The sequence below is a fragment of the Exiguobacterium sp. s149 genome (genome assembly GCF_018618395.1).
Taxonomy (GTDB): Bacteria; Bacillota; Bacilli; order Exiguobacteriales; family Exiguobacteriaceae; genus Exiguobacterium; species Exiguobacterium chiriqhucha.
This window is the reverse complement of sequence record NZ_JACSLZ010000010.1, coordinates 56647-77216: the sequence shown is the minus strand read 5'-3', so window position 1 is coordinate 77216 and position 20570 is coordinate 56647. Positions and strand designations below refer to the sequence as shown.

17 protein-coding genes and 1 pseudogene are annotated in these 20570 nt (G+C 52.3%); 14 read left to right on the top strand and 4 right to left on the bottom strand.

The annotated features are described in order from the left end of the window. Positions 1–17 precede the first annotated feature (17 nt). From KNP81_RS12740 to KNP81_RS12730, 3 genes are all read left to right on the top strand, one after another. Positions 18–248, top strand: coding sequence for a YneF family protein (locus KNP81_RS12740; RefSeq protein WP_021067584.1), 231 nt, complete (start codon positions 18–20; stop codon positions 246–248). A 129-nt stretch (positions 249–377) separates the two neighbouring features. Beyond that, entirely contained in the window at positions 378–2132 is a 1755-nt protein-coding gene (locus tag KNP81_RS12735) for an ABC transporter transmembrane domain-containing protein (protein ID WP_214720235.1), read from the top strand. Next, positions 2122–3885: an ABC transporter ATP-binding protein gene (locus KNP81_RS12730; RefSeq protein WP_021067582.1), complete on the top strand. Its 1764-nt coding sequence runs from the start codon at positions 2122–2124 to the stop codon at positions 3883–3885. The genes KNP81_RS12735 and KNP81_RS12730 overlap by 11 nt, the downstream gene beginning before the upstream one ends. An 81-nt stretch (positions 3886–3966) precedes the next feature. On the opposite strand, the gene KNP81_RS12725 is transcribed toward KNP81_RS12730, so the two are convergent. After that, positions 3967–4149 carry an aspartyl-phosphate phosphatase Spo0E family protein gene (locus KNP81_RS12725; protein ID WP_214720222.1) on the bottom strand — a complete coding sequence of 61 codons (183 nt, stop codon included), beginning with the start codon at positions 4147–4149 and terminating at the stop codon, positions 3967–3969. Between the two features lie 192 nt (positions 4150–4341). On the opposite strand from KNP81_RS12725, the gene KNP81_RS12720 reads away from it, so the two are divergent. After that, positions 4342–5040 carry a cytochrome c biogenesis CcdA family protein gene (locus KNP81_RS12720; protein ID WP_021067580.1) on the top strand — a complete coding sequence of 233 codons (699 nt, stop codon included), beginning with the start codon at positions 4342–4344 and terminating at the stop codon, positions 5038–5040. 19 nt (positions 5041–5059) lie between these two features. Beyond that, positions 5060–5512, top strand: coding sequence for a CcdC family protein (locus KNP81_RS12715; RefSeq protein WP_034797347.1), 453 nt, complete (start codon positions 5060–5062; stop codon positions 5510–5512). 34 nt (positions 5513–5546) lie between these two features. Here the strand turns inward: KNP81_RS12715 and KNP81_RS12710 are convergent. The 3 genes and pseudogenes from KNP81_RS12710 to KNP81_RS12700 all read right to left on the bottom strand — a co-directional run bounded on the left by KNP81_RS12710 (position 5547) and on the right by KNP81_RS12700 (position 8180). Continuing rightward, a pseudogene (locus KNP81_RS12710) lies at positions 5547–7109 on the bottom strand (solute symporter family protein). After that, a complete protein-coding gene (locus tag KNP81_RS12705; RefSeq protein WP_214720221.1) occupies positions 7106–7438 on the bottom strand; it encodes a DUF485 domain-containing protein in 333 nt (110 codons plus the stop codon). The pseudogene KNP81_RS12710 and the gene KNP81_RS12705 overlap by 4 nt, the downstream one beginning before the upstream one ends. A 310-nt stretch (positions 7439–7748) precedes the next feature. Then, positions 7749–8180, bottom strand: coding sequence for a DUF2621 domain-containing protein (locus tag KNP81_RS12700; protein WP_021067576.1), 432 nt, complete (start codon positions 8178–8180; stop codon positions 7749–7751). 193 nt (positions 8181–8373) lie between these two features. Between KNP81_RS12700 and KNP81_RS12695 the strand changes: the two genes are divergently transcribed. The 9 genes from KNP81_RS12695 (at position 8374) to plsY (ending at position 20347) form a co-directional block, all read left to right on the top strand. Beyond that, positions 8374–9969: a peptide chain release factor 3 gene (locus KNP81_RS12695; RefSeq protein WP_021067575.1), complete on the top strand. Its 1596-nt coding sequence runs from the start codon at positions 8374–8376 to the stop codon at positions 9967–9969. A gap of 197 nt (positions 9970–10166) precedes the next feature. Beyond that, positions 10167–12881: an aconitate hydratase AcnA gene (acnA, locus tag KNP81_RS12690; protein WP_214720220.1), complete on the top strand. Its 2715-nt coding sequence runs from the start codon at positions 10167–10169 to the stop codon at positions 12879–12881. A 111-nt stretch (positions 12882–12992) separates the two neighbouring features. Then, positions 12993–13481, top strand: coding sequence for a DUF3939 domain-containing protein (locus KNP81_RS12685; protein ID WP_251128795.1), 489 nt, complete (start codon positions 12993–12995; stop codon positions 13479–13481). A 126-nt stretch (positions 13482–13607) separates the two neighbouring features. Continuing rightward, entirely contained in the window at positions 13608–15176 is a 1569-nt protein-coding gene (locus tag KNP81_RS12680; RefSeq protein WP_214720219.1) for a BCCT family transporter, read from the top strand. Between the two features lie 102 nt (positions 15177–15278). Then, on the top strand, positions 15279–15962 hold the full coding sequence (locus KNP81_RS12675) for a hypothetical protein (protein WP_214720218.1): 684 nt from the start codon (positions 15279–15281) through the stop codon (positions 15960–15962). A gap of 57 nt (positions 15963–16019) precedes the next feature. After that, on the top strand, positions 16020–18281 hold the full coding sequence (locus KNP81_RS12670; RefSeq protein ID WP_214720217.1) for an AAA family ATPase: 2262 nt from the start codon (positions 16020–16022) through the stop codon (positions 18279–18281). A gap of 30 nt (positions 18282–18311) precedes the next feature. Next, entirely contained in the window at positions 18312–18731 is a 420-nt protein-coding gene (locus KNP81_RS12665; protein WP_214720216.1) for an acyl-CoA thioesterase, read from the top strand. Between the two features lie 75 nt (positions 18732–18806). Beyond that, positions 18807–19721 (top strand): M15 family metallopeptidase, encoded by a 915-nt coding sequence (locus tag KNP81_RS12660; RefSeq protein ID WP_214720215.1) that lies wholly within the window; start codon positions 18807–18809, stop codon positions 19719–19721. An 11-nt stretch (positions 19722–19732) separates the two neighbouring features. Continuing rightward, a complete protein-coding gene (plsY, locus tag KNP81_RS12655) occupies positions 19733–20347 on the top strand; it encodes a glycerol-3-phosphate 1-O-acyltransferase PlsY (protein ID WP_214720214.1) in 615 nt (204 codons plus the stop codon). Positions 20348–20570 lie beyond the last annotated feature (223 nt).

The window sequence follows — 20570 nt, the reverse complement described above, 5'->3', positions numbered from 1 at the left end:
GTAGAGGAGGTTAAGCCTTGAGTACATTATTCTGGATTCTTCTGATCGTGGCAGCACTAATCGGGGGTATTGCGATCGGTTTCTTTATCGCTCGTAAATACATGATGAACTACCTCGAACAGAACCCACCGATCAACGAAGATATGATTCGTACATTGATGATGCAAATGGGTCAAAAGCCGTCACAGAAGAAAGTCAACCAAGTGATGCGCGCCATGAACGTTCAAATGAAGAACGAAAAGAAATAAACCGGATCGACCGAAGCACTTTGCGCCCGCAAAGTGCTTTTTGTATCCATTTTTTGTTAGACAATCGAACAAACTTTCGCTAATCTAAAAGAATAGTCTGAATTCAAGACAACATAGGGGGTGTTTCAGATTCGTGTATTCAAACAATTAGCTTGGTTCTTCAAGCTCGAATGGCGGACGTATGCGCTCGGTATCGTCCTACTCATGTTCGTTGCGGCGCTCGAACTCGTGCCGCCACGCATCATCGGCCGAATCGTCGATGAGATCAACCGAGAATCGCTCGAAACAGATTTATTGTGGATGTTGCTCGGCGGGCTCGCGGCCGTCGGCATCGGAAACTATGTGGCCCGCTTCTTCTGGCGGTACTTTATCTTTGGGGCTTCGATTCGGCTCGGTCGGATGTTGCGGAGTCAGCTCTATCGCCATTTCACCGATTTAGATCAACGCTTTTATAAGAAGTCGCGGGTCGGGGATTTGATGGCCCATGCGACGAACGATGTCCAAGCCGTCTCGACGACGGCGGGTGCGGGGATTTTGACACTCGTCGACAGCATTACTATGGGGACGTTCGTCATCATCACGATGGTGACGACGATTAGTTGGAAGTTGACGGTCGTAGCGCTGTTGCCGCTGCCGATCATGGTCGCGTTAACGACACGATACGGGAAACTATTACATAATCGGTTCGGGGTCGCTCAGGCGGCATTCTCCGAACTGAATGATAAAGTCCAAGAGAGCGTCAGCGGTGTCCGGGTATTGAAATCGGCCGGGGAAGTCGGCCGCGACGTCGACTCGTTCGAGAAGTTATCCGACGAAGTCATGGCGAAGAACGTCCGCGTCGCCAAAATCGATGCCCTATACGACCCGACCATCTTCGGAATCGTCGGCCTCTCATATATCTTATCGATTGGCTATGGGGCCTATTTGATTGAACAAGGCGAGCTGACAATCGGTCAAATCGTCAGTTTCACGGCGTATCTCAGTTTGCTCACTTGGCCGATGCTCGCGTTCGGCTGGCTGTTCAATATCGTCGAACGCGGTCGTGCGTCTTATGACCGAATCGAGCGAATGCTCGCCGTCAAACCTGAGATTCAAGATGACCCGATGGCGGCGGCGAAACTTGCCCATTCGGAGATTGAGGCGGACATTCATGTCTTCCGCTATGATGAGACGCCTGTCCTGCAGGACGTCACGTTCCGAATCGAACGCGGCCGCACGCTCGGTATCGTCGGGCGGACCGGTTCCGGTAAAACGACAATCGTTCGATTGTTGACGCGGGAGTATGACGTCCATGACGGCACGATTAAAATCGGGGGCATCAATATCCGACAGGTGAAAAAGTCACTCCTGCTCGACAAAGTCGCCGTCGTCCCGCAAGACCATTTCTTGTTCAGCGACTCGATTGCAAACAATATCGCGTTCGGAAAACCGGAAGCAAAACTTGACGAGATTATGGAAGTAGCTAAAATCGCCGAAGTGCATGATGACATCATGCGGTTACCAGAAGGTTATGCCACGCTTGTAGGCGAACGGGGCGTGACGCTATCGGGCGGCCAAAAACAACGCATCTCGATTGCACGTGCCCTCATGATCGAGGCAGACGTATTGATTCTAGACGATGCTCTCTCCGCCGTCGATGCGAAGACGGAAGAAGCGATCATCGAGCATTTCCGGGCCGGGAATCCCGATCAATCTCGGTTGATTGTCGCGCACCGACTGTCTGCGGTCGAGCACGCCGACGAGATTCTCGTTCTCGAAGACGGTCGTATCATCCAACGGGGCCGGCATCAGGACTTGATTCGCGAACCGGGATGGTATAAAGATACGTATGATCGTCAACAGCTCGAAGCAATCGTAGAAGGAGGTGGCCACCATGAAGCATGACGTTCAGGAATGGGCGGTCATCAAACGTCTATTGGCATATACGAATCGTTACTCACGCCCACTCAGCCTCGCTTTCGTGTTCTTGTTGCTCGCCACCGGTGCGAAGCTCGCGGGACCATTTTTAATCAAGGTCTTTATTGATGAGTTTGTGACGCCAGGCGTCTATCCGACGAACTGGGTCGTCACACTGCTCGTCGTTTATTTAGTCTTGCATGTGTCGGCGATCATCTTCGACTATTTACAGTCGATTTCATTCCAAAAGATTGCCTTAAAAATCGTTCAAAACATTCGGATGGATATTTTCCGTCACGTCATGGGCATGCGTCTCGCCTATTTCGACCGGACGCCAGCAGGCGTTCTCGTCTCGCGGATTACGAACGACACCGAGGCGGTCAAGGAGCTTTACGTCGGGGTGATGAGCACGTTCGTCCAATCGGCCGTGCAGCTGCTCGGGACATACGTGTTCCTTTATATCCTCGAACCGACGCTCGCAACGATGGGGCTTGTGCTCGTGCCATTGTTCTGGCTCATCATCTGGGTGTATCGTCGCTACTCGACGAAGTATTTCGCCCAAGTGCGTGATCTGCTGTCACAATTGAACGGACAGTTGAATGAGTCGATTAACGGGATGGGAATCGTTCAACAGTTCCGTCAAGAAGAGCGGCTTGTCCGCCAATTCGAAGAGACGAACGAGGCCCACCAAGAAGCACGTTATCGGAACTTGAAGCTCGACAGTATGTTATTGCGACCGATCATCGAATTGTTGCTCGCCTTCTCAATTATCGGGCTGCTCGGCTATTACGGCGTCTTGTCAACGACCGAGCAAGTACAAGTCGGGGTCGTCTACGCCTTTATCAGCTATATCGAACGAATCTTCCGTCCCGTGCTCGATATCATGCAACGCTTGAGCGAATTTCAACAGGCGGTCGTTTCGGCGGACCGAGTCTTCAAAGTCTTGGACACGGATGAACCGGCCCCAGGAAAGAGCTTGGAGGGAACGGCTGAAATTGGCTCCGGAGAAGTACGCTTCGAAAACGTCACGTTCAGCTATGACGGAGAAGTCGACGTATTGAAACACATCTCGTTCGTCGCCAAGCCGGGAGAGACAGTCGCGCTCGTCGGTCATACCGGGAGCGGAAAGAGTTCAATCATCAACTTGTTGACTCGGTTCTATCCGTATCAATCAGGACAAATCACGATCGATGGGCATCCGATTGAGCAGTTCGAGGAAGCCGAACTTCGAGCCAAAGTCGGCCTTGTGCTCCAAGACCCGTTCTTGTTCACAGGGACGATCGAGGACAACTTAAAACTATTTAACCCGACGATTGACTCGGACAAAGTCCGGGAAGCAGCTGAGTTCGTCCAAGCCCATACGTTCGTCGAGAAACTCGAGGCCGGCTACGGGCATACGGTCGGTGAACGGGGGGCGACGTTCTCGAGCGGGGAACGGCAATTGCTCGCGTTCGCCCGGACGGTCGCCCGGGATCCGAAAATCTTGATTTTGGATGAGGCGACGAGTTCGATTGATACCGAGACCGAGGAGCGCGTTCAGCTCGCCCTCGAGCGGATGAGACGTGGTCGGACGACGATTGCCATCGCACACCGGCTCTCGACAATTCAAGATGCCGACTTGATTCTCGTCCTCCATCGAGGTGAAATCGTCGAACGAGGTAATCATCAATCGTTATTGAAACAAGACGGGCTCTACAAAAAGATGTATGAACTTCAATCAGGCCAACGTCTGATGTCATAAATTACAAAAAAAGACGCCAATACCGGCGTCTTTTTTTCCATGAAAAGGCTCTCCACAAATGTGATGCGGAGAGCCGTTCATTTAAAAATTTAGGTGTTCTGAAGCATGTATAGCCAGGACGTGACGTGTGATCAGCTTGTCTAACTCTTGGCTGACGTGAATCACTTCAGGAGACGTCCAACTTTGCTGTGAAGCGATTTCGTACAGTTCATCGCGTTTCTGTTCAATGGCATAATGTAAGTTTTCAGCTGTGATGACCGCCACGGTATTTCCCCCATCGTTATAAAGTCAAAACTGTTTCTTAGGAATATCCAAATCTTAGCATCTAACACTACTGTTTACAAGTTTCATTTCCATTTCAAAGATTACAATTTCACTCAAAAAATCGTTGCAGAAAAAGATTCGAGCATTTTGAAAAGGTTTTCGCTATAATGGGGCTGAAAGGTGGAAGATCGCATGGAAGTTACCCTTTGGCTCGCATTTGGGGCGGGCGTCTTGTCATTTTTGTCTCCGTGCACGCTACCGTTGTATCCAGTCTTTTTATCGTATATTACAGGAGTCTCTGTCTCTGACTTAAAGAGTGAGGGACTGCGGCAGCGCACGGCATGGTTTCATACGTTCTCATTCCTCTTCGGTTTCTCCATCGTCTTTCTCGTGCTTGGTTTGTCGACCTCGTTGATCGCCGACGTATTCATTCAATACAAAGATAGCTTGCGCATGTTCGGTGCCATCCTTATCTTCGTATTCGGTGTCTTCTTGGCAGGTCTCTGGCAACCACGCTTCATGATGCGCGAGAAAAAACTCGCATTAGGAGAGCGCAAGAGCGGCTATTTTGGGACGGCACTCATCGGAATCGGATTCGCAGCAGGGTGGACACCTTGTACCGGACCGATTCTTGCTGGCGTCATCGCCCTCGCGGCGTCGAACCCGAGTCAGGGAATGGGCTATATGTTGGCGTACGTCATCGGCTTTGCCATCCCATTCCTCGTTATGGCCGGTTTTGTCGGCAAAATCAAGTACTTGGCACGCAATAGCGCCAAGGTAGCAAGATTCGGAGGCTATTTGATGATGGCTTTCGGTGTCGTATTATATTTTGATGGAATGAACCGCTTCGCTGCTTGGATGAGCGAATTAGTAGGATTCACCGGATTTTAAAGGGGTTGACCGAATGTCGATATTTTGGGGATCGACCCTCGTCGCACTGATGATGGGCTTGATTGCGAGCTTCGTTCGCGTCAAAGCGTCAGCACGTCCGACGAATGCGAAAAAGATTTTGATTCCGCCGCTGGCGATGTCGACGGGCATGTTACAATTTCTCGTCCCGGCGTTTCGGCTGACTTGGCTCGAGGTCGGAGAGGCGCTGATCGTCGGATTGATTTTCAGCGTGTTCCTCATCAAGACGTCGAATTTCGAGAAACGTGACGGGGAAGTTTATCTATCCCGTTCGAAAGCGTTCTTTATCGTCGTGTTTGTCTTATTGGCCATCCGGACGGTCATGAAGGCGTTTCTCGGGGACGAGGTAAACATATTCGCGACGGGGGGACTGTTCTATTTGATCGCCTGGGGCATGATTGTCCCGTGGCGCATCGCCATGTATCAAAAGTACAAACAAATCGTAGCATCATAAACGGCGTCCCTTGCGAGGGACGCCGTTTTGTCGATTAAGAAGATTTTTTGGTCATGGCTGCTTCGGTCTCGGCATCGATTCCGGTGTTGGCCTTGACGAGAATCCGTTCGAAGTTTCCGGCGACTTCATCTGACTTCGTCACGTACGTCCCGACGATAGCGGCGAGGAAACCGAGCGGGATCGACACGATGCCCGGATTCGTGAGCGGGAACAGAGCCTCACCGATAAAGATGGCGGAACCGTCCGGCGCCCATACGTTCGGGCTGATGGCGACGAGGAAGAGTGACGAGAACAAGCCGACAATCATGCCGAACACGGCTCCTCCGGTGTTGAACCGTCTTCAGTAAATCGTGAACAAGATGACCGGCAAGTTCGCACTGGCGGCCACGGCGAAAGCGAGCGAGACGAGGAAAGCGACGTTCATCGACTGTGCGAAAAACGCGAGTCCCATCGAGACGAGGGCGACAGCGATCGAAGCGATGCGGGCAGCCGTGACTTGTTCTTTCTCAGTCGCTTCCCCCTTACGGACGATATGTCCATAGAAGTCGTGGGCGAATGCCGAGGCGGCCGAAAGGACGAGGCCGGCGACGACGGCAAGGATCGTGGCAAATGCGATTGCCGCGACAAAGGCGAACAACAAGTCGCCGCCGAGCACTTGGGCCAGGAGCGGTGCGGCCATGTTGCCGGCCGGGTTGGCGGCGATAATGGCATCCGAGCCGACGAATGCGGCAGCCCCGAATCCGAGGAAGATTGTCAATATGTAGAACGCACCGATGATCCATGTCGCATAGACGACCGATTGGCGTGCTGTCGGTGCATCTTTGACCGTGAAGAAACGGATAAGGATGTGGGGCAACCCCGCCGTCCCGAGGACGAGTGCCAAGTTGAGCGAGATCGTGTCGAGCGGGAGCTTGAACTTGTTGCCTGGGTTCAAGAAACTGTCGCCGAGCGGCGTCGCCTTGCTCACTTCGGAGAACATGGTGAAGACAGAGAAGTCAAAGCGAGCGAACACGAGAAACGAGATGATGGCGGTCCCGATCATCAATAGCACAGCTTTCGTGATCTGTACCCATGACGTCGCGGTCATCCCTCCGAAGACGACGTACACCGTCATCAAAATCCCGACGACGACGACACTCGTCGTGTATGGGATGCCGAGCAATAACTCGATGAGCGCGCCGGCCCCGACGAGTTGGGCGATCATATAGAAAATCGAGATGACGATGGCGTTCATGGCGGCGACACCGCGCACGCGCGGTTTGTTGAATCGAGCCGCAATCATATCGGCCATCGTATACTTGCCAAGGTTACGGAGCGGCTCGGCCACGAGGTAGAGCACGACGAGATAAGCCACTAAGAAGCCGATTGAATAGAAGAAACCGTCAAATCCGGCGAGAGCAATCATCCCGGCGATCCCGAGGAAAGAAGCCGCCGACATATAGTCCCCGGCGATGGCGAGCCCATTTTGGAAACCGGTCAACCCTCCATCGGCCGTATAAAAGTCGCTCGCGGTCTTCGTTTTACGAGCGGCGAAGAACGTGATGACGAGCGTGAGCCCGACAATCGCGAGGAATAATAAAATAGCGGTCCAGTTCATCGGTCGTCCTCCTCTTGTTTGATGGCGGTGACGAGTTCGTCAAACCGACGGGCCCGGCGGCTGTACATCACACAGAACATCCAGGTCATAAAGAATTGGGCGAAGGCGAGCACCCAGGCCCATGTGATGTCTCCGGCGACCGGGATATTCAAAAAGGTGAAGTAACTTGTCGAGATTGGCAACGTGAAGTAGAAGATAAGGGAGAAGATGATGGATGGAACAATGAACCGATTCTTTTCTCGCATCAGTTTGTGAAACGTCTGGCTCTCGACAATCGCTTCGGCGGAGCGGGTACTGTCGGTTTGCGTAACTTGTGTGACATCATGCATATAAAAACCTCCTTCGGCATCAAGATACGTACATTATAGAAATGTAAATAAAGGAAAAGCTATCCATTTTTTATTGCGGAAAACGAAATTGTTATACTAAGATTGGTCATACCACTTTAATGTAAGCGTTTCCAATATTGTCTATATTATGAACATTATCTTTAGATAGTTATCACTCGTGAAAAGGGTACTTTTGACCTATTAGTCGTATGGCACAATTTCGTAAGCAGGAAACATAATCAGTCGGCTACGATGAGTCGACATCAAGAGTGAACAAAAAGACGCCAGGCACATGTCCTGACGTCTCGTCTCATTGTTGGAAGTAATGTTGATACACTTTCCAGTCGATTTGCTCTTCTTCTAGTGCCTTCTTTAAGAACTTATGATCCCGTTTTGGTGTTGCGGCGATATAGCCTTTGACGACGAGCTCGGTTGTCATTTCACGGGCCCGGGTCTCGAGGGCGAATTGTCCGATCTTACCGGCGATCTTGCGGATGGCGACGTCGCGGAACAGCTCTGGTACCGGCGTGACGAGGCGGTCGAGCAACGTTCGCGTCTCCGGCGTCCATAAGTGGCGCGTCTTGTCGATGTAGTCATCCTCGATGTCGAGTAGTGAGCGTCCATCTTCTTTTGGCATTCGTTTCAAAAATTTACGGAACATAAAGTAACCGCCGATCGACATTAACCCGATCATCACGAATCCCCAGAAGACAATGAAATACATCATTAAGTTTTCTGGCATCGTTTTTCCCCCGTTCTGTCATTTCACGATCATTCAAGCTAAGTATACAAAAAAGGGGCGCGATACAAAAGCTACAGCTATTCATTCCCTACTATAAAGATGGACGAAACGGGCCGGTTTCGTTAGAATAGATAGCGTTGCAGTGAGCAAGACATCGTATAAATCGTATTGTCCAGAAAGGAAAGAGCCATACATGAATCAATTAAAACAAGAAGTTGAGAAGCGTCGTATTTTCGGCATCATCTCGCACCCAGATGCCGGTAAGACGACGCTGACGGAGAAGTTGCTCCTTCACGGGGGTGCCATCCGTGAGGCGGGGACGGTCAAAGCCCGCAAAAATTCCAAGCATGCCAAGTCGGACTGGATGGAAATCGAGAAACAACGTGGGATCTCGGTCACCTCGTCGGTCATGCAGTTCGTCTATCAAGATAAGGTCGTCTCAATTATGGACACGCCCGGACACAACGATTTCGGGGAAGACACGTATCGTGTGTTGACGTCGGTCGATAGTGCCGTCATGGTCATCGATGCGGCCAAAGGGATTGAGACGCAGACGAAGAAATTATTCCAAGTCTGTCGGATGCGGGGAATTCCAATCTTCACGTTCATGAACAAATTGGACCGCCAAGCGAGAGACCCACTTGAACTCATGGAAGAGCTCGAAGAAGTGCTCGGCATGCCTTCGGTCGCCGTCACGTGGCCGATCGGGAGCGGGATGCAGTTCGAAGGCGTGTACGACCGTCTGAAGAACGAAGTTCACTTGTTCCGCGGTGAAAAATCGACGCTCACGTTAAACGAGGACGGCGTCAATGACCCGATTCTCGCCGACTATTTGACGGAAGAGAACTTGACGAACCTTCGAGACGAAATCGATCTTCTCGACGGTGCCGGCAATGAAATCGAAGTCGATGCGATTCAGCACGGGAAATTGACTCCGGTCTTTTTCGGGACGGCCCTCGTCGACTTCGGTGTGACATCGTTCTTGAACCACTATCTCGCCATGTCACCGGCCCCTGAGGCCCGTAAGTCAAATGTCGGTCCAATCGACCCGACGTCAGAAGAGTTCAGCGGCTTCGTCTTCAAGATTCAAGCGAACATGAACCCGGCCCACCGTGACCGCATCGCCTTCGTCCGCATCTGTTCGGGCGTGTTCGAGCGCGGCATGGACGTCACACTCACGCGGACAGGGAAGAAAATTAAATTGAGTCAATCGACGCAGCTCATGGCCAACGACCGCGAAACGGTCGATCAGGCGTTCGCTGGAGACGTGATCGGGATTTACGATTCGGGGACGTACCAAATCGGCGATACAATCACGACGTCGAAACAGAAAATCGCGTTCGAGGCGTTGCCGACGTTCCCGCCTGAACTGTTCATGCGCGTCTCGCCAATCAACTCGCTCAAGTCGAAACATTTCCACAAAGGTGTGGAGCAGCTCGCCCAAGAGGGAGCGATTCAAGTGTATCGCAACGAATATAACGAGATTTATCTCGGTGCGGTCGGTCAACTCCAATTCGAAGTGTTCGAGTATCGCTTGAACAACGAATACGGCGTCGACATCCGTATGGAGCCAGTCTCGTACAGCGTTGCGCGTTGGGTGAAGGACAAGGAGTTGAAGGCGCTCAAGCCGTTCCAGGACTCACGCAACATGCTCGTGACGGATCGTTGGGAGCGTCCCGTGTTCTTGTTCGCCAACGAGTTCACATTCGATCGCTTCAAAGAACGGTATGAAGATGAGCTCACGCTCGTCGACGCCCTCGACGTCAACGTCGAGATTGGCGCAGAATAATGATTAAAGACGGCTCTAGTCCAAGGGCCGTCTTTTCTTGTTTCAGTGAGTCTGACACTATTGATAAGTTTTACTTATGACTAATTTGTGACGGAATGTATTTTACGTCACGCTATAGTTGTATTATGATAAGCATGTGATAAGTAAGCGATTACGGCACGTGCCTAAGTCGCCGCTTTCAAAAAGGGGGATATCGTATGGAACAGACGAACGTATTAGACGCTTTCAAATCTCGGACGCAGTTCGAGGTCAATGGACAAGCGTACGATTATTACCGGCTTAAAAAGCTTGAAGAAGAAGGGGTGACGGAACTTAGTCGACTTCCGTACTCGATTCGTGTCTTGCTCGAATCGGTGCTTCGCCAACAGGATGGCCGCGCCATCACGAAAGAACACGTCGAAAACTTGGCTAAATGGGGTACTGCCGAAGTTTCGAAAGACATCGATGTTCCGTTTAAACCGGCTCGCGTCGTTCTTCAGGACTTTACAGGGGTTCCGACGGTCGTTGACCTCGCTTCGCTTCGTAAAGCAATGAGCGATCTCGGGGGAGACCCGAACAAAATCAACCCAGAAATCCCGGTCGACCTCGTCGTCGATCACTCGGTCCAAGTCGATGCGTACGGATTTGCCGGCGCACTCATGAAAAACATGGACATCGAGTTCGAGCGCAACGAAGAGCGTTACAAGTTCTTGCGTTGGGCGCAAACAGCGTTCGATAACTATCGTGCCGTACCGCCTGCGACAGGGATTGTTCACCAGGTCAACTTGGAGTACTTGGCTTCGGTCGTCCTCGAGAAGAACGATGATGAAGGCAATGTCGCGTATCCAGATTCACTCGTCGGGACAGACTCGCACACGACGATGATCAACGGTCTCGGCGTCCTCGGTTGGGGTGTCGGTGGAATCGAAGCCGAGGCGAGCATGCTCGGACAACCGTCTTACTTCCCGGTACCAGACGTCGTCGGCGTCAAAATCGTCGGTGAAGTCAACCCGGGTGTCACAGCGACTGACGTCGCGCTCGTCGTCACCGAGATGCTCCGTAACGAGAAAGTCGTCGGCAAGTTCGTCGAGTTCTTCGGACCGTCGCTTCACACGATGCCGCTCTCGGACCGGGCGACAATCGCCAACATGGCACCTGAATATGGTGCGACATGTGGCTTCTTCCCAGTCGATACAGAGACGCTCAACTACATGCGCACGACAGGTCGCCCAGAAGAATTGATCGACCTCGTCGAAGCCTACTCGAAAGCGAACGACTTGTTCTATACGCCAGACCAGGCCGACCCGTCGTTCACGAAAACGCTCACGCTCGACTTGTCGAAAGTAGAGCCGTCGCTCGCTGGACCTAAACGTCCACAAGATCGCATCAACTTGTCAGACCTTCAGTCGGCATTCGTCGACAGCGTGACGGCGCCAGCCGGACACAGCGGCTTCGGTCTTGAAAAAGCTGAGCTTGAAAAGACGGCAGCTGTCAACTACACGGACGGCGCTGTCGACATGCGCACGGGTGACGTGGCGATTGCAGCCATCACGAGCTGTACGAACACATCGAACCCATACGTCATGGTCGGCGCAGGTCTCGTCGCGAAGAAAGCCGTCGAACGCGGGCTCACCGTTCCTAAATTCGTGAAGACGTCGCTCGCTCCGGGCTCGAAAGTCGTTACCGACTACCTCGACAAAGCCGGTCTCACGCCATACCTTGACCAACTCGGTTTCAACACCGTCGGTTACGGCTGTACGACATGTATCGGCAACTCGGGTCCACTCGACCGCGAAGTCGAAGAAGCGATCACATCGAACGATTTGCTCGTCTCGTCGGTCCTCTCGGGGAACCGTAACTTCGAAGGCCGCGTCCACCCACTCGTAAAAGCGAACTTCTTGGCGTCACCGCCACTCGTCGTCGCATACGCACTCGCTGGGTCGGTCAACTTCGATATCATGAACGAGTCGTTCGGAACGGACAAAGATGGCAATGAAGTCTTCTTCAAAGACATCTGGCCATCGAACGATGAAATCAAGATGGTCGTACAAGACGTCGTCTCACCGGAAGCGTTCCGCAAAGAGTACGATACGGTCTTCACGGGCAATGAACGTTGGAACGCGCTTGACGTCCCAGAAGGCAACTTGTATGACTTCTCAGACGACTCGACGTACATCCAAAACCCACCGTTCTTCGAAAACCTCGAGCCAGAGGCTGGAGAAGTTCACGCATTGAACGGCCTTCGTGTCATCGGGAAGTTTGCCGATTCGGTCACGACCGATCACATCTCACCAGCTGGAGCATTCTCGAAAACGACACCAGCCGGCCAATACCTTCAATCGAAAGGTGTCGCACCGCTCGACTTTAACTCGTATGGTTCACGCCGCGGAAATCACGAAGTCATGATGCGCGGTACGTTCGCGAATATCCGTATCCGTAACCAAGTCGCACCAGGCACTGAAGGCGGCTTTACAACGTACTGGCCGACGGGCGAAATCATGCCGATGTACGATGCGGCCATGAAGTACAAAGAGCAAGGCACAGGCCTTGTCGTCTTCGCTGGAAACGACTACGGTATGGGCTCGTCACGTGACTGGGCAGCCAAAGGAACGAACTTGCTCGGAATTCGTGCCGTCATCGCGCAGAGCTTCGAACGGATTCACCGCTCGAACCTCGTCATGATGGGTGTCTTGCCACTTCAGTTCATGGACGGGGAGTCGGCCGACTCTCTCGGACTCACAGGCGAAGAAGCGATCGACATCCAAGTCGACGAGTCAGTCCGCCCACGTGATATCCTGAACGTCAAAGCAACACATGAGAACGGCACAGTGACCGAGTTCAAAGTCGTCGCTCGCTTCGATTCTGAAGTCGAAATCGATTACTACCGTCACGGCGGCATCTTGCAGATGGTTCTCCGCAACAAATTGAAATAAGCAACGTAAAACCTTCCTTTGCAAAAAAGGAAGGTTTTTTTTTGTGAATATGCGAATAAAAGGTGAGAGGATGACTCATATCGGGAAGAGAATGGTGAGAGGGGGGAGTGTATGGAACGACAGACGAAATCAGGTAAAAACTGGTGGCAACGAATGACGCAAAAAGAGGAAGTGGCGGAGGAAGAGTTCGACCTCACGCTTCCGCAGCTGCGCGAAGCCATCCATGAATATGAACAGACGTTACCGAAAGGCCTCAATCGTACGGTCTTGCTCGACGAGACGCAAGAAATCGATTTGGCTCGACTGAAAAAACACTTGCCCGGTAAACCGAGACAGCGGTTCTATATGTCAAAAGAAACGTTTCATATCGTCCCTGAGGACGAACGGGAATTGGTCTATGAGATGGATCAAGTGCAACGGGCGCTCGATTTATACTTTGAACAAGAAAAAAAAATACCGTTTCGAAAATTTCAACAGACACTGCAATTGGATTTGACTCGATTACGTGAAGGCGGCTACTTGAAAGTACTGCCGAAACGGCCCTATTACGTCGTTGACGAGACGTTAATCGTGTCCTTGGAACCGAAACCGCCAGAGTGACGACATGCCATCGTCACTTTTTTTGACATGGTCGTCCGAGCACGTCGCGGGGTTGAGTCTGGTTTACAAACTATGTTACGGTGGAAAACGTATATGAAAATAAGAAAATTGAATAGGAGTGAGATTATGGAAAGGAAAAGCAAAGTAACGACCGTTTTTCTCGTTTCAGCCATCATTACGGTCTTATTCACGATCTGGGGTGTCATCCCAGAGAGTATCCTCGGTAACGCCAGTCTCTTAAATGTGACGACGAAACTGCAAGGCTGGCTCTCGAACGGCTTTGGCTGGTTTTATTTACTCAGTGCGACCGGAATTCTACTTGTCGCCATCTTTTTAATCTTCTCGAGGTTCGGGTCAATTCGACTCGGGAAAGACACGGATCGTCCGGAATTCGGGTATCTGTCATGGTTCGCCATGTTGTTCAGTGCCGGGATGGGGATCGGACTCGTCTTCTGGGGGGCAGCCGAACCGCTTTCACATTTTCACGCGCCGCCATTCGATTCGGGCACACCTGAGGGCGATGCCCGTACGGCGATGCAATATTCGTTTTTCCACTGGGGCTTGCACCCATGGGCGATTTACGCGATGATCGCGCTCGCCATCGCTTACTCAACGTTCCGGAAAGGGCGTCCGGCGACGATCGGGGAGACCATCGGCTCACTCGTCAAAGACCGCTACGAAATACCGGTCAAACGGACGGTCGATGTGTTGGCCATCATCGCGACCGCGTTCGGTGTGGCGACTTCGCTCGGCTTCGGGGCCCAGCAAATTGCCGGCGGGATTCACTTCTTGATTCCGAACGTACCGAACGCGTTCTCGACCCAATTGATTATCATTGCCGTCGTGACGGTACTCTATATGATCAGTGCCTCGACGGGGCTTGAGAAAGGGATTCGTATCTTAAGTAATACGAACATCTTTCTCGCCATCGTCCTCTTGATCGCAACGCTCATGGTCGGACCGAGTGCATTCATCCTCGATCTGTTCACGCAGACGATCGGGACATATTTGCAACAGTTACCGTCGATGAGTTTCCGGACGGCCGCGTTTGAGCCGGTGGAACGCGAATGGATCAACGGATGGACGATTTTCTATTGGGCTTGGTGGATTTCATGGTCCCCGTTCGTCGGGACGTTCATCGCTCGTGTCTCAAAAGGACGTACGATTCGTGAATTCATTATCGGCATCTTGCTCGTGCCGACCTCGTTCGGTCTACTCTGGTTCTCCGTCTTTGGCGGTGCGGCCATCTGGGCTGATTTGAACGGTGGGGCAAACTTGATTGCAACGGTCAACGAAATCGGCACGGAAGTCGGTCTGTTCGCCTTGTTCGAGACGTTTGGTGGCTTTGGCACGATCCTTAGTGTCGTCGCCATTTTCTTAGTCTCTGTCTTCTTCATCACGTCAGCGGACTCGGCGACATACGTGCTCGGCATGTTGTCGACGAACGGAAAACTTGTGCCGCCGATGCGGATCAAGCTCATCTGGGGTCTCATTCAGTCATCGATTGCCGCCGTGCTCTTATACGTCGGTGGACTCGGAGCGCTACAAGCGGTCGCCATCCTGGTCGCTTTCCCGTTCATCTTCGTATTAATTTTGATGATTGTCGCCTTGTTCAAAGATTTGTCTGATGAACCGGACGAACGGGACAAGTATATTGAAGCGTATAAGCAGGAAGAAGAAGATAAGCTCGGATAAAAGGAAAGGGTCTCGGTCGAGGCCCTTTTTTGGTTGTAAATGTTTTGCAGGACCCTCTCGCTAGTGTAGGATAGTAAGTGAAGAAGATTGGGAGGGCATTCTATGAAACAACATGTTAAAAAGCGATTGAGTTGGGTGATTTTTGCGGGAATCCTCATTGTCGGCGCCCTGCTCGCCTATAACTTTTACTCGATCATGAACTTGAATGACGACGAGGGCCGCGTCAACCGGGCCGAACCGTTCTATACATCCGTCATAATCGGATATGAAGAGAAAAAATTGCCGGAAAACGGCGAGACGTTGGAAGTTCGCGAATATGAAGTGACATACGATGATGACGGTCACTTCGTGTCTGAGGTCGTGGAGGGCCCTAACGTTGGTGCCCGGGCCGAGTGGGACGGAACCGTTTATCGTGAGTTCAACCCGGACGGCGAGGAGACGAATAGTCAAGAGACGAGCTCCGGCGCCGTGGCTCCGCACCCATTCTTGTCGCGGGCGACGAATGAACAGATTCGTAAATGGCTCGACGATGGGACGCTCGGTTCGAGCGAAGGTGACGTCGATATTATCGGACGGACCGCGCAAGCGTTCGTCAAGAAAGAGTCACCTGAAGCTGTCCCGGCAGAATGGGTCGAAAAGTACCCATCGATATTCAGTGAAGACGACAATGAAGAAGCGGTCACGTATTACGTCGACGCGAACGAGCGAATCTTGCTCGCTGCCGAATCACGAAACAACGGGAAGTTGTTCCATTCGATTCGGATGACTTCTTTTGAATCACGATAATCCGGCGAGGAGCAGACTAAAACGTCGGCTCCTTTGTCGTCTAAAAAGGAGAATACTATGAAACAGATCACCTTGGATCAAGTGCAATCGGACTTGACGGCCTGGGAAGCGGGTGGACGCATCGAGGAAGCGGCGCTATTGTCTTACGCCCATTGGTCGCGCGCGACCGGTCACCGTCAAGAGTTGATTCGCACCTTGACGCTCCTCGCAACGAGACGGTTCGAAGCGCGCCAGACTATCGACCCGTTATTACATCGTTGGGTCAAGGAATTGGAGTCGCTCAACGCATTACCGCCAGCTCTCCGCGTCAGTCAATTATACGAAGTGTTGCGACGTCATAAACAACATTTGCACGTCGAATGGCCGAAATTACGTGAGGCGGATTACGCGTCGATGAAAGTCCAAATTTTAACCGAATACGAAGCGAAGACGTCGGAACTGCTCGAGCAACTTGAACAGCTTCACGACGAGATTGACCGTGCCAAATCCGACCTTCGGGACTCGGAATTCAAAGGACAGCTCGAGCGGTTATTCCTTGTCGTCATCGAGGCGATGCAAGAAGTGGCCGCACTCGAAGATGACACGGCCTCGCTCTTGGCATCGATGCAAGGCAATTACTTCAGCCGTGAGGCGTTCCACCGTTTCGGTGAGCGGGTCGGGCTCGTCAAACAGCGACTGGCCACGATCGTCGAACATTTGCCGGAACAGACGGAACAAGTTCGGTCGAGCGCGATTGAATCACTCGAGGCGATGATCGGGCTCACGGACGTGAAGCAACGTGTCAAAGCGTGGTACCGCTTCCTCTTGTTTCAAAAAGAACGGGAGAAGGCAGGCTTCTCGTCCAAACACCAACCTTCGCTCCATCTCGTGTTCACGGGAAACCCAGGCACCGGTAAGACGACGCTCGCGCGCCTCATGGCCGAGATTTATTTTGAGCTCGGTTTGCTCGCTCGTCCCGACGTCGTCGAGGCGGATCGGTCGAGTCTCGTCGGCGCGTTCGTCGGACAGACGGAAGAGCAAGTCATGAACAAAGTGAAAGAAGCCGAGGGCGGAGTCCTGTTCATCGACGAGGCGTACGCGCTTAAACGTCAGGATGCGAGCGGGAGTGACTATGGACAGGCAGCCATCGATACGCTCGTCGCCGCGATGACGAGTGGTGAGTACGCTGGGAAATTCGTTGTCATCCTCGCCGGTTATCCGGAAGAGATGCGTCACTTTCTATTGGCCAATCCGGGACTACGTTCGCGTTTCCCGGAATCGAACCATTACGAGTTGCCGAACTACAGTGATGACGAGCTCGTCGCCATCGGCGAGAAAGTGGCAGCGGAGAACAATTACGTCCTGACGGTCGAGGCGAAGCGCGCCTTGATTGCGCGGATTGACCGGGAACGGGTCGACGCCACGTTCGGGAACGCGCGCACGGTGCATAACATTTTACTCGACGCCATGTTCAAAAAAGGATCTCGCTTCGGTGCCGATGCCCCGCTCGACGAGATGGCCTTGTTGACGGAAATCGATTTTGAGATGGATGCGACCGAGGACACGTCAGCCCCGACGCTCGACGACTTGGTCGGGATGGAAGAGGCGAAACGGCAACTGCGTGAAATCGAGGCGCTCGTCACGATTCAAAAACGGCGCCGCGAACTTGGATTGAAGACGGCACCTGTCCAACTTCATGCTGCACTCGTCGGCAACAGCGGGACAGGGAAGACGACGTTCGCCCACCTTTATGCCCAATTGCTGAAGAAGACCGGTTACTTGAAACGCGGACACTTGAAAGTCGTCAGCCGGGCCGATCTTGTCAGTGGTTATGTCGGTCAGACGGCACAGAAGACGAAGGCTGCCATCCGCGATGCGCTCGGCGGTGTGTTGTTGATTGACGAGGCTTATAGTTTGAACGGCGGACCGAACGATTACGGTCGTGAAGCAATCGATACGCTCGTCGACGAGATGCCGAAGCACGGGGACAACCTCGTCGTCGTCATGGCGGGATACGAGGCGCCGATGCGGCGATTGATCGAGTCCAATCCTGGACTGAGTAGTCGGATTAAGCGAACCATCCAGTTCGAGGATTATTCGACCGACCAACTCGTCGAGATTGCTAAGACGTATGCCGCGAAATTTGGCTATACGTATGACGATACGGTGGAGCAAGCGCTTAAAGAGCGACTGTCTGGTATCGACCGGCCGAACGCGCGGACGGCACTGTCGTTGATTGATGAAGCCATCGCGAGACAGTCATACCGTTTGATTGAAAGACAGGCTGAAACTGACGACTTGAATCAGATTTTAGTAGTAGATATTAAGACCAAGTTATAATATAATGACCTTGAAAGCGAGGACGATTTAATGCATACGATTCAGATTCCGGTCCGCTACCAAGAGACCGACATGATGGGCATCGTCTATCATGCGAACTATTTAGTGTATCTCGAAATCGCTCGTACTGAATTATTGCGCGAGCTCGGGGTCGAATATAAAGACATGGAACAGGCGGGCTTCGTCTCTCCGGTGACGAACGTCTCGGTCGACTATAAGAAGAGCGTCACGTTCGGCGATACGGTCCACGTCCGGGTATGGGTCGACAGCTATTCCAAGATTCGGACCGTCTATGGCTATGAGTTGACCGATCAAGACGGAAATCTCGTCGGTTCGGCGAAGACGACCCACGTCGTCGTCAAACAGGGCGACTTCAAGCCGGTCCGTCTCGACCGCGAGTTTCCAGAGTGGCATGACATGTATATGCGTGTCATGAGTCCCGTCACATAACAGTGGTTCTTTTGTACCGTCAGTATGGTATCATATCTTGACGGTATTTTTTGTACAAAGAAAGGGGAAGATCGCATGCGAAAACCATCTCTGTTGATGGTATGCTGCGCCTTGACGCTCACGTTGGTGGGCTGTAACACGAGCAACCAAAACGAAACGGAAGAAGCCGATAACAAACCGGCTGAAACCGAACAACAAACAGAAACTCCGGCCGCTGCGTCGACGGATACAGAAGACGAAGTGGTTGAAGAAGCTCCGGCGACTGAAGCCGAGCCCCCTGCAGAAGACGAGCCTGCGGAAGAACCGGCAGCAGACGAACCTGAGGCCGAAGAAGCACCTGTTGTGGAAGCACCGCCTGTAGAAGAACCGGCTCAAACGCCGAGCCAGCCGCTTGAACAAAACGGGATGGCGAACGTGAAACTCGATACGCTTATCCTCGTCAATAAAAAAATCGCCTTGCCGGCCGGTTACAAACCGAACGACCTCGTGACGGCGAACATCGACTTTGTCGACACGGCGTCCGGGGAGCGGAGGATGCTCCGTAAAGAAGCGGCACAGGCAATCGAAAAATTGATGACCGGTGCGAAAACGGCCGGAATCGATTTGAAAGGGACGAGCGCGTTCCGTTCATACGACTATCAAGTGCAATTGTTCAACGCCTATGTCGCCAAAGACGGAAAAGAACAAGCGATGAAGTATTCGGCACCGCCGGGTCATTCAGAACATCAGACGGGACTCGCCATAGACGTCTCGAGCGCCTCGGTCGGGTATCAATTGACACAGAGCCTTGAACAGACGAAAGAAGGCAAGTGGTTGGCCGACAATGCCCATACGTATGGGTTCATCGTCCGCTATCAACGCGCCTATGAGGCGGAGACGGGTTATATGTTTGAACCGTGGCACTTACGCTACATCGGGGTGGAGCATGCGACGAACGTTCATAAGACGAACGTCCCGTTTGAACGCTACCTCGAGCAATCCATGAATTAAGGGGAATCGCGATGCCTTATTTGACAGAAATCATCATTATCATCATCAGCTATCTACTCGGTTCAATCCCGTTCGCCCTCCTCGTCGGTAAGCTCGGCTATAAAGTCGATGTCCGCGAGCACGGGAGCGGGAACTTGGGCACGACGAACACGTTTCGCGTGCTTGGGAAGAAAGCGGGTACGATCGTCCTATTAGGGGATATGGGGAAAGGCTTGGTCGCGGCATTATTGCCGCTTCTATTCGGAAGCGAAATGAGTCTGCTCCTCGCTGGGATTCCGGCCATCATCGGCCACTCTTACCCTATCTTCGCCAAATTTAAGGGCGGAAAATCGGTGGCGACGAGCGCGGGTATCCTGCTTGCTGCGTTCCCATGGTTTTTCGTCGTCGTCGTCGGCACGTTCATCGTGACGTTGCTAATTTCAAAGATGGTGTCGCTCTCATCGATAGCAGCTTCTGTTGTTGGCATCGTGACCGTCGTCGCCTATGGCATCATCGCCAAAGACTGGTTGCCGCTCATCGTCATTGTCCCGCTCGCCTTGTTCATCATCATCAAGCACCGCTCGAACTGGCAACGAATCCGTGCGGGCACAGAGCCTAAAGTGCCGCTGTTTCAAAAGCGAAAGTAACAATCGATGACCATCCTGCTCGATATACAGAGAAGGGATGGTCGTTTTTTCATTAAATAACGAGAAGGTGAAACTTCAACCATTTTGATGAGGCTGTCTTTTTGTGGATTTCCGTTGATTTTTGCCGAAAAGTTCGAAAAAACTGTTGGATTTGCCCGTTCTTTACTTTCTGTTTACGTTAAATTTACATCCGTTCGCTACACTGAAAAAGGAAGCGATATTT

Coding starts and splice junctions, on each gene's coding strand:
- KNP81_RS12660 (WP_214720215.1), top strand. CDS start 18,807: ATGCGAAAACCATCTCTGTTGATGGTATGCTGCGCCTTGACGCTCACG.
- KNP81_RS12670 (WP_214720217.1), top strand. CDS start 16,020: ATGAAACAGATCACCTTGGATCAAGTGCAATCGGACTTGACGGCCTGG.
- KNP81_RS12685 (WP_251128795.1), top strand. CDS start 12,993: ATGGAACGACAGACGAAATCAGGTAAAAACTGGTGGCAACGAATGACG.
- KNP81_RS12730 (WP_021067582.1), top strand. CDS start 2,122: ATGAAGCATGACGTTCAGGAATGGGCGGTCATCAAACGTCTATTGGCA.
- KNP81_RS12705 (WP_214720221.1), bottom strand. CDS start 7,438: ATGCATGATGTCACACAAGTTACGCAAACCGACAGTACCCGCTCCGCC.
- KNP81_RS12700 (WP_021067576.1), bottom strand. CDS start 8,180: ATGCCAGAAAACTTAATGATGTATTTCATTGTCTTCTGGGGATTCGTG.
- KNP81_RS12675 (WP_214720218.1), top strand. CDS start 15,279: ATGAAACAACATGTTAAAAAGCGATTGAGTTGGGTGATTTTTGCGGGA.
- KNP81_RS12720 (WP_021067580.1), top strand. CDS start 4,342: ATGGAAGTTACCCTTTGGCTCGCATTTGGGGCGGGCGTCTTGTCATTT.
- acnA (WP_214720220.1), top strand. CDS start 10,167: ATGGAACAGACGAACGTATTAGACGCTTTCAAATCTCGGACGCAGTTC.
- KNP81_RS12680 (WP_214720219.1), top strand. CDS start 13,608: ATGGAAAGGAAAAGCAAAGTAACGACCGTTTTTCTCGTTTCAGCCATC.
- KNP81_RS12665 (WP_214720216.1), top strand. CDS start 18,312: ATGCATACGATTCAGATTCCGGTCCGCTACCAAGAGACCGACATGATG.
- plsY (WP_214720214.1), top strand. CDS start 19,733: ATGCCTTATTTGACAGAAATCATCATTATCATCATCAGCTATCTACTC.
- KNP81_RS12695 (WP_021067575.1), top strand. CDS start 8,374: ATGAATCAATTAAAACAAGAAGTTGAGAAGCGTCGTATTTTCGGCATC.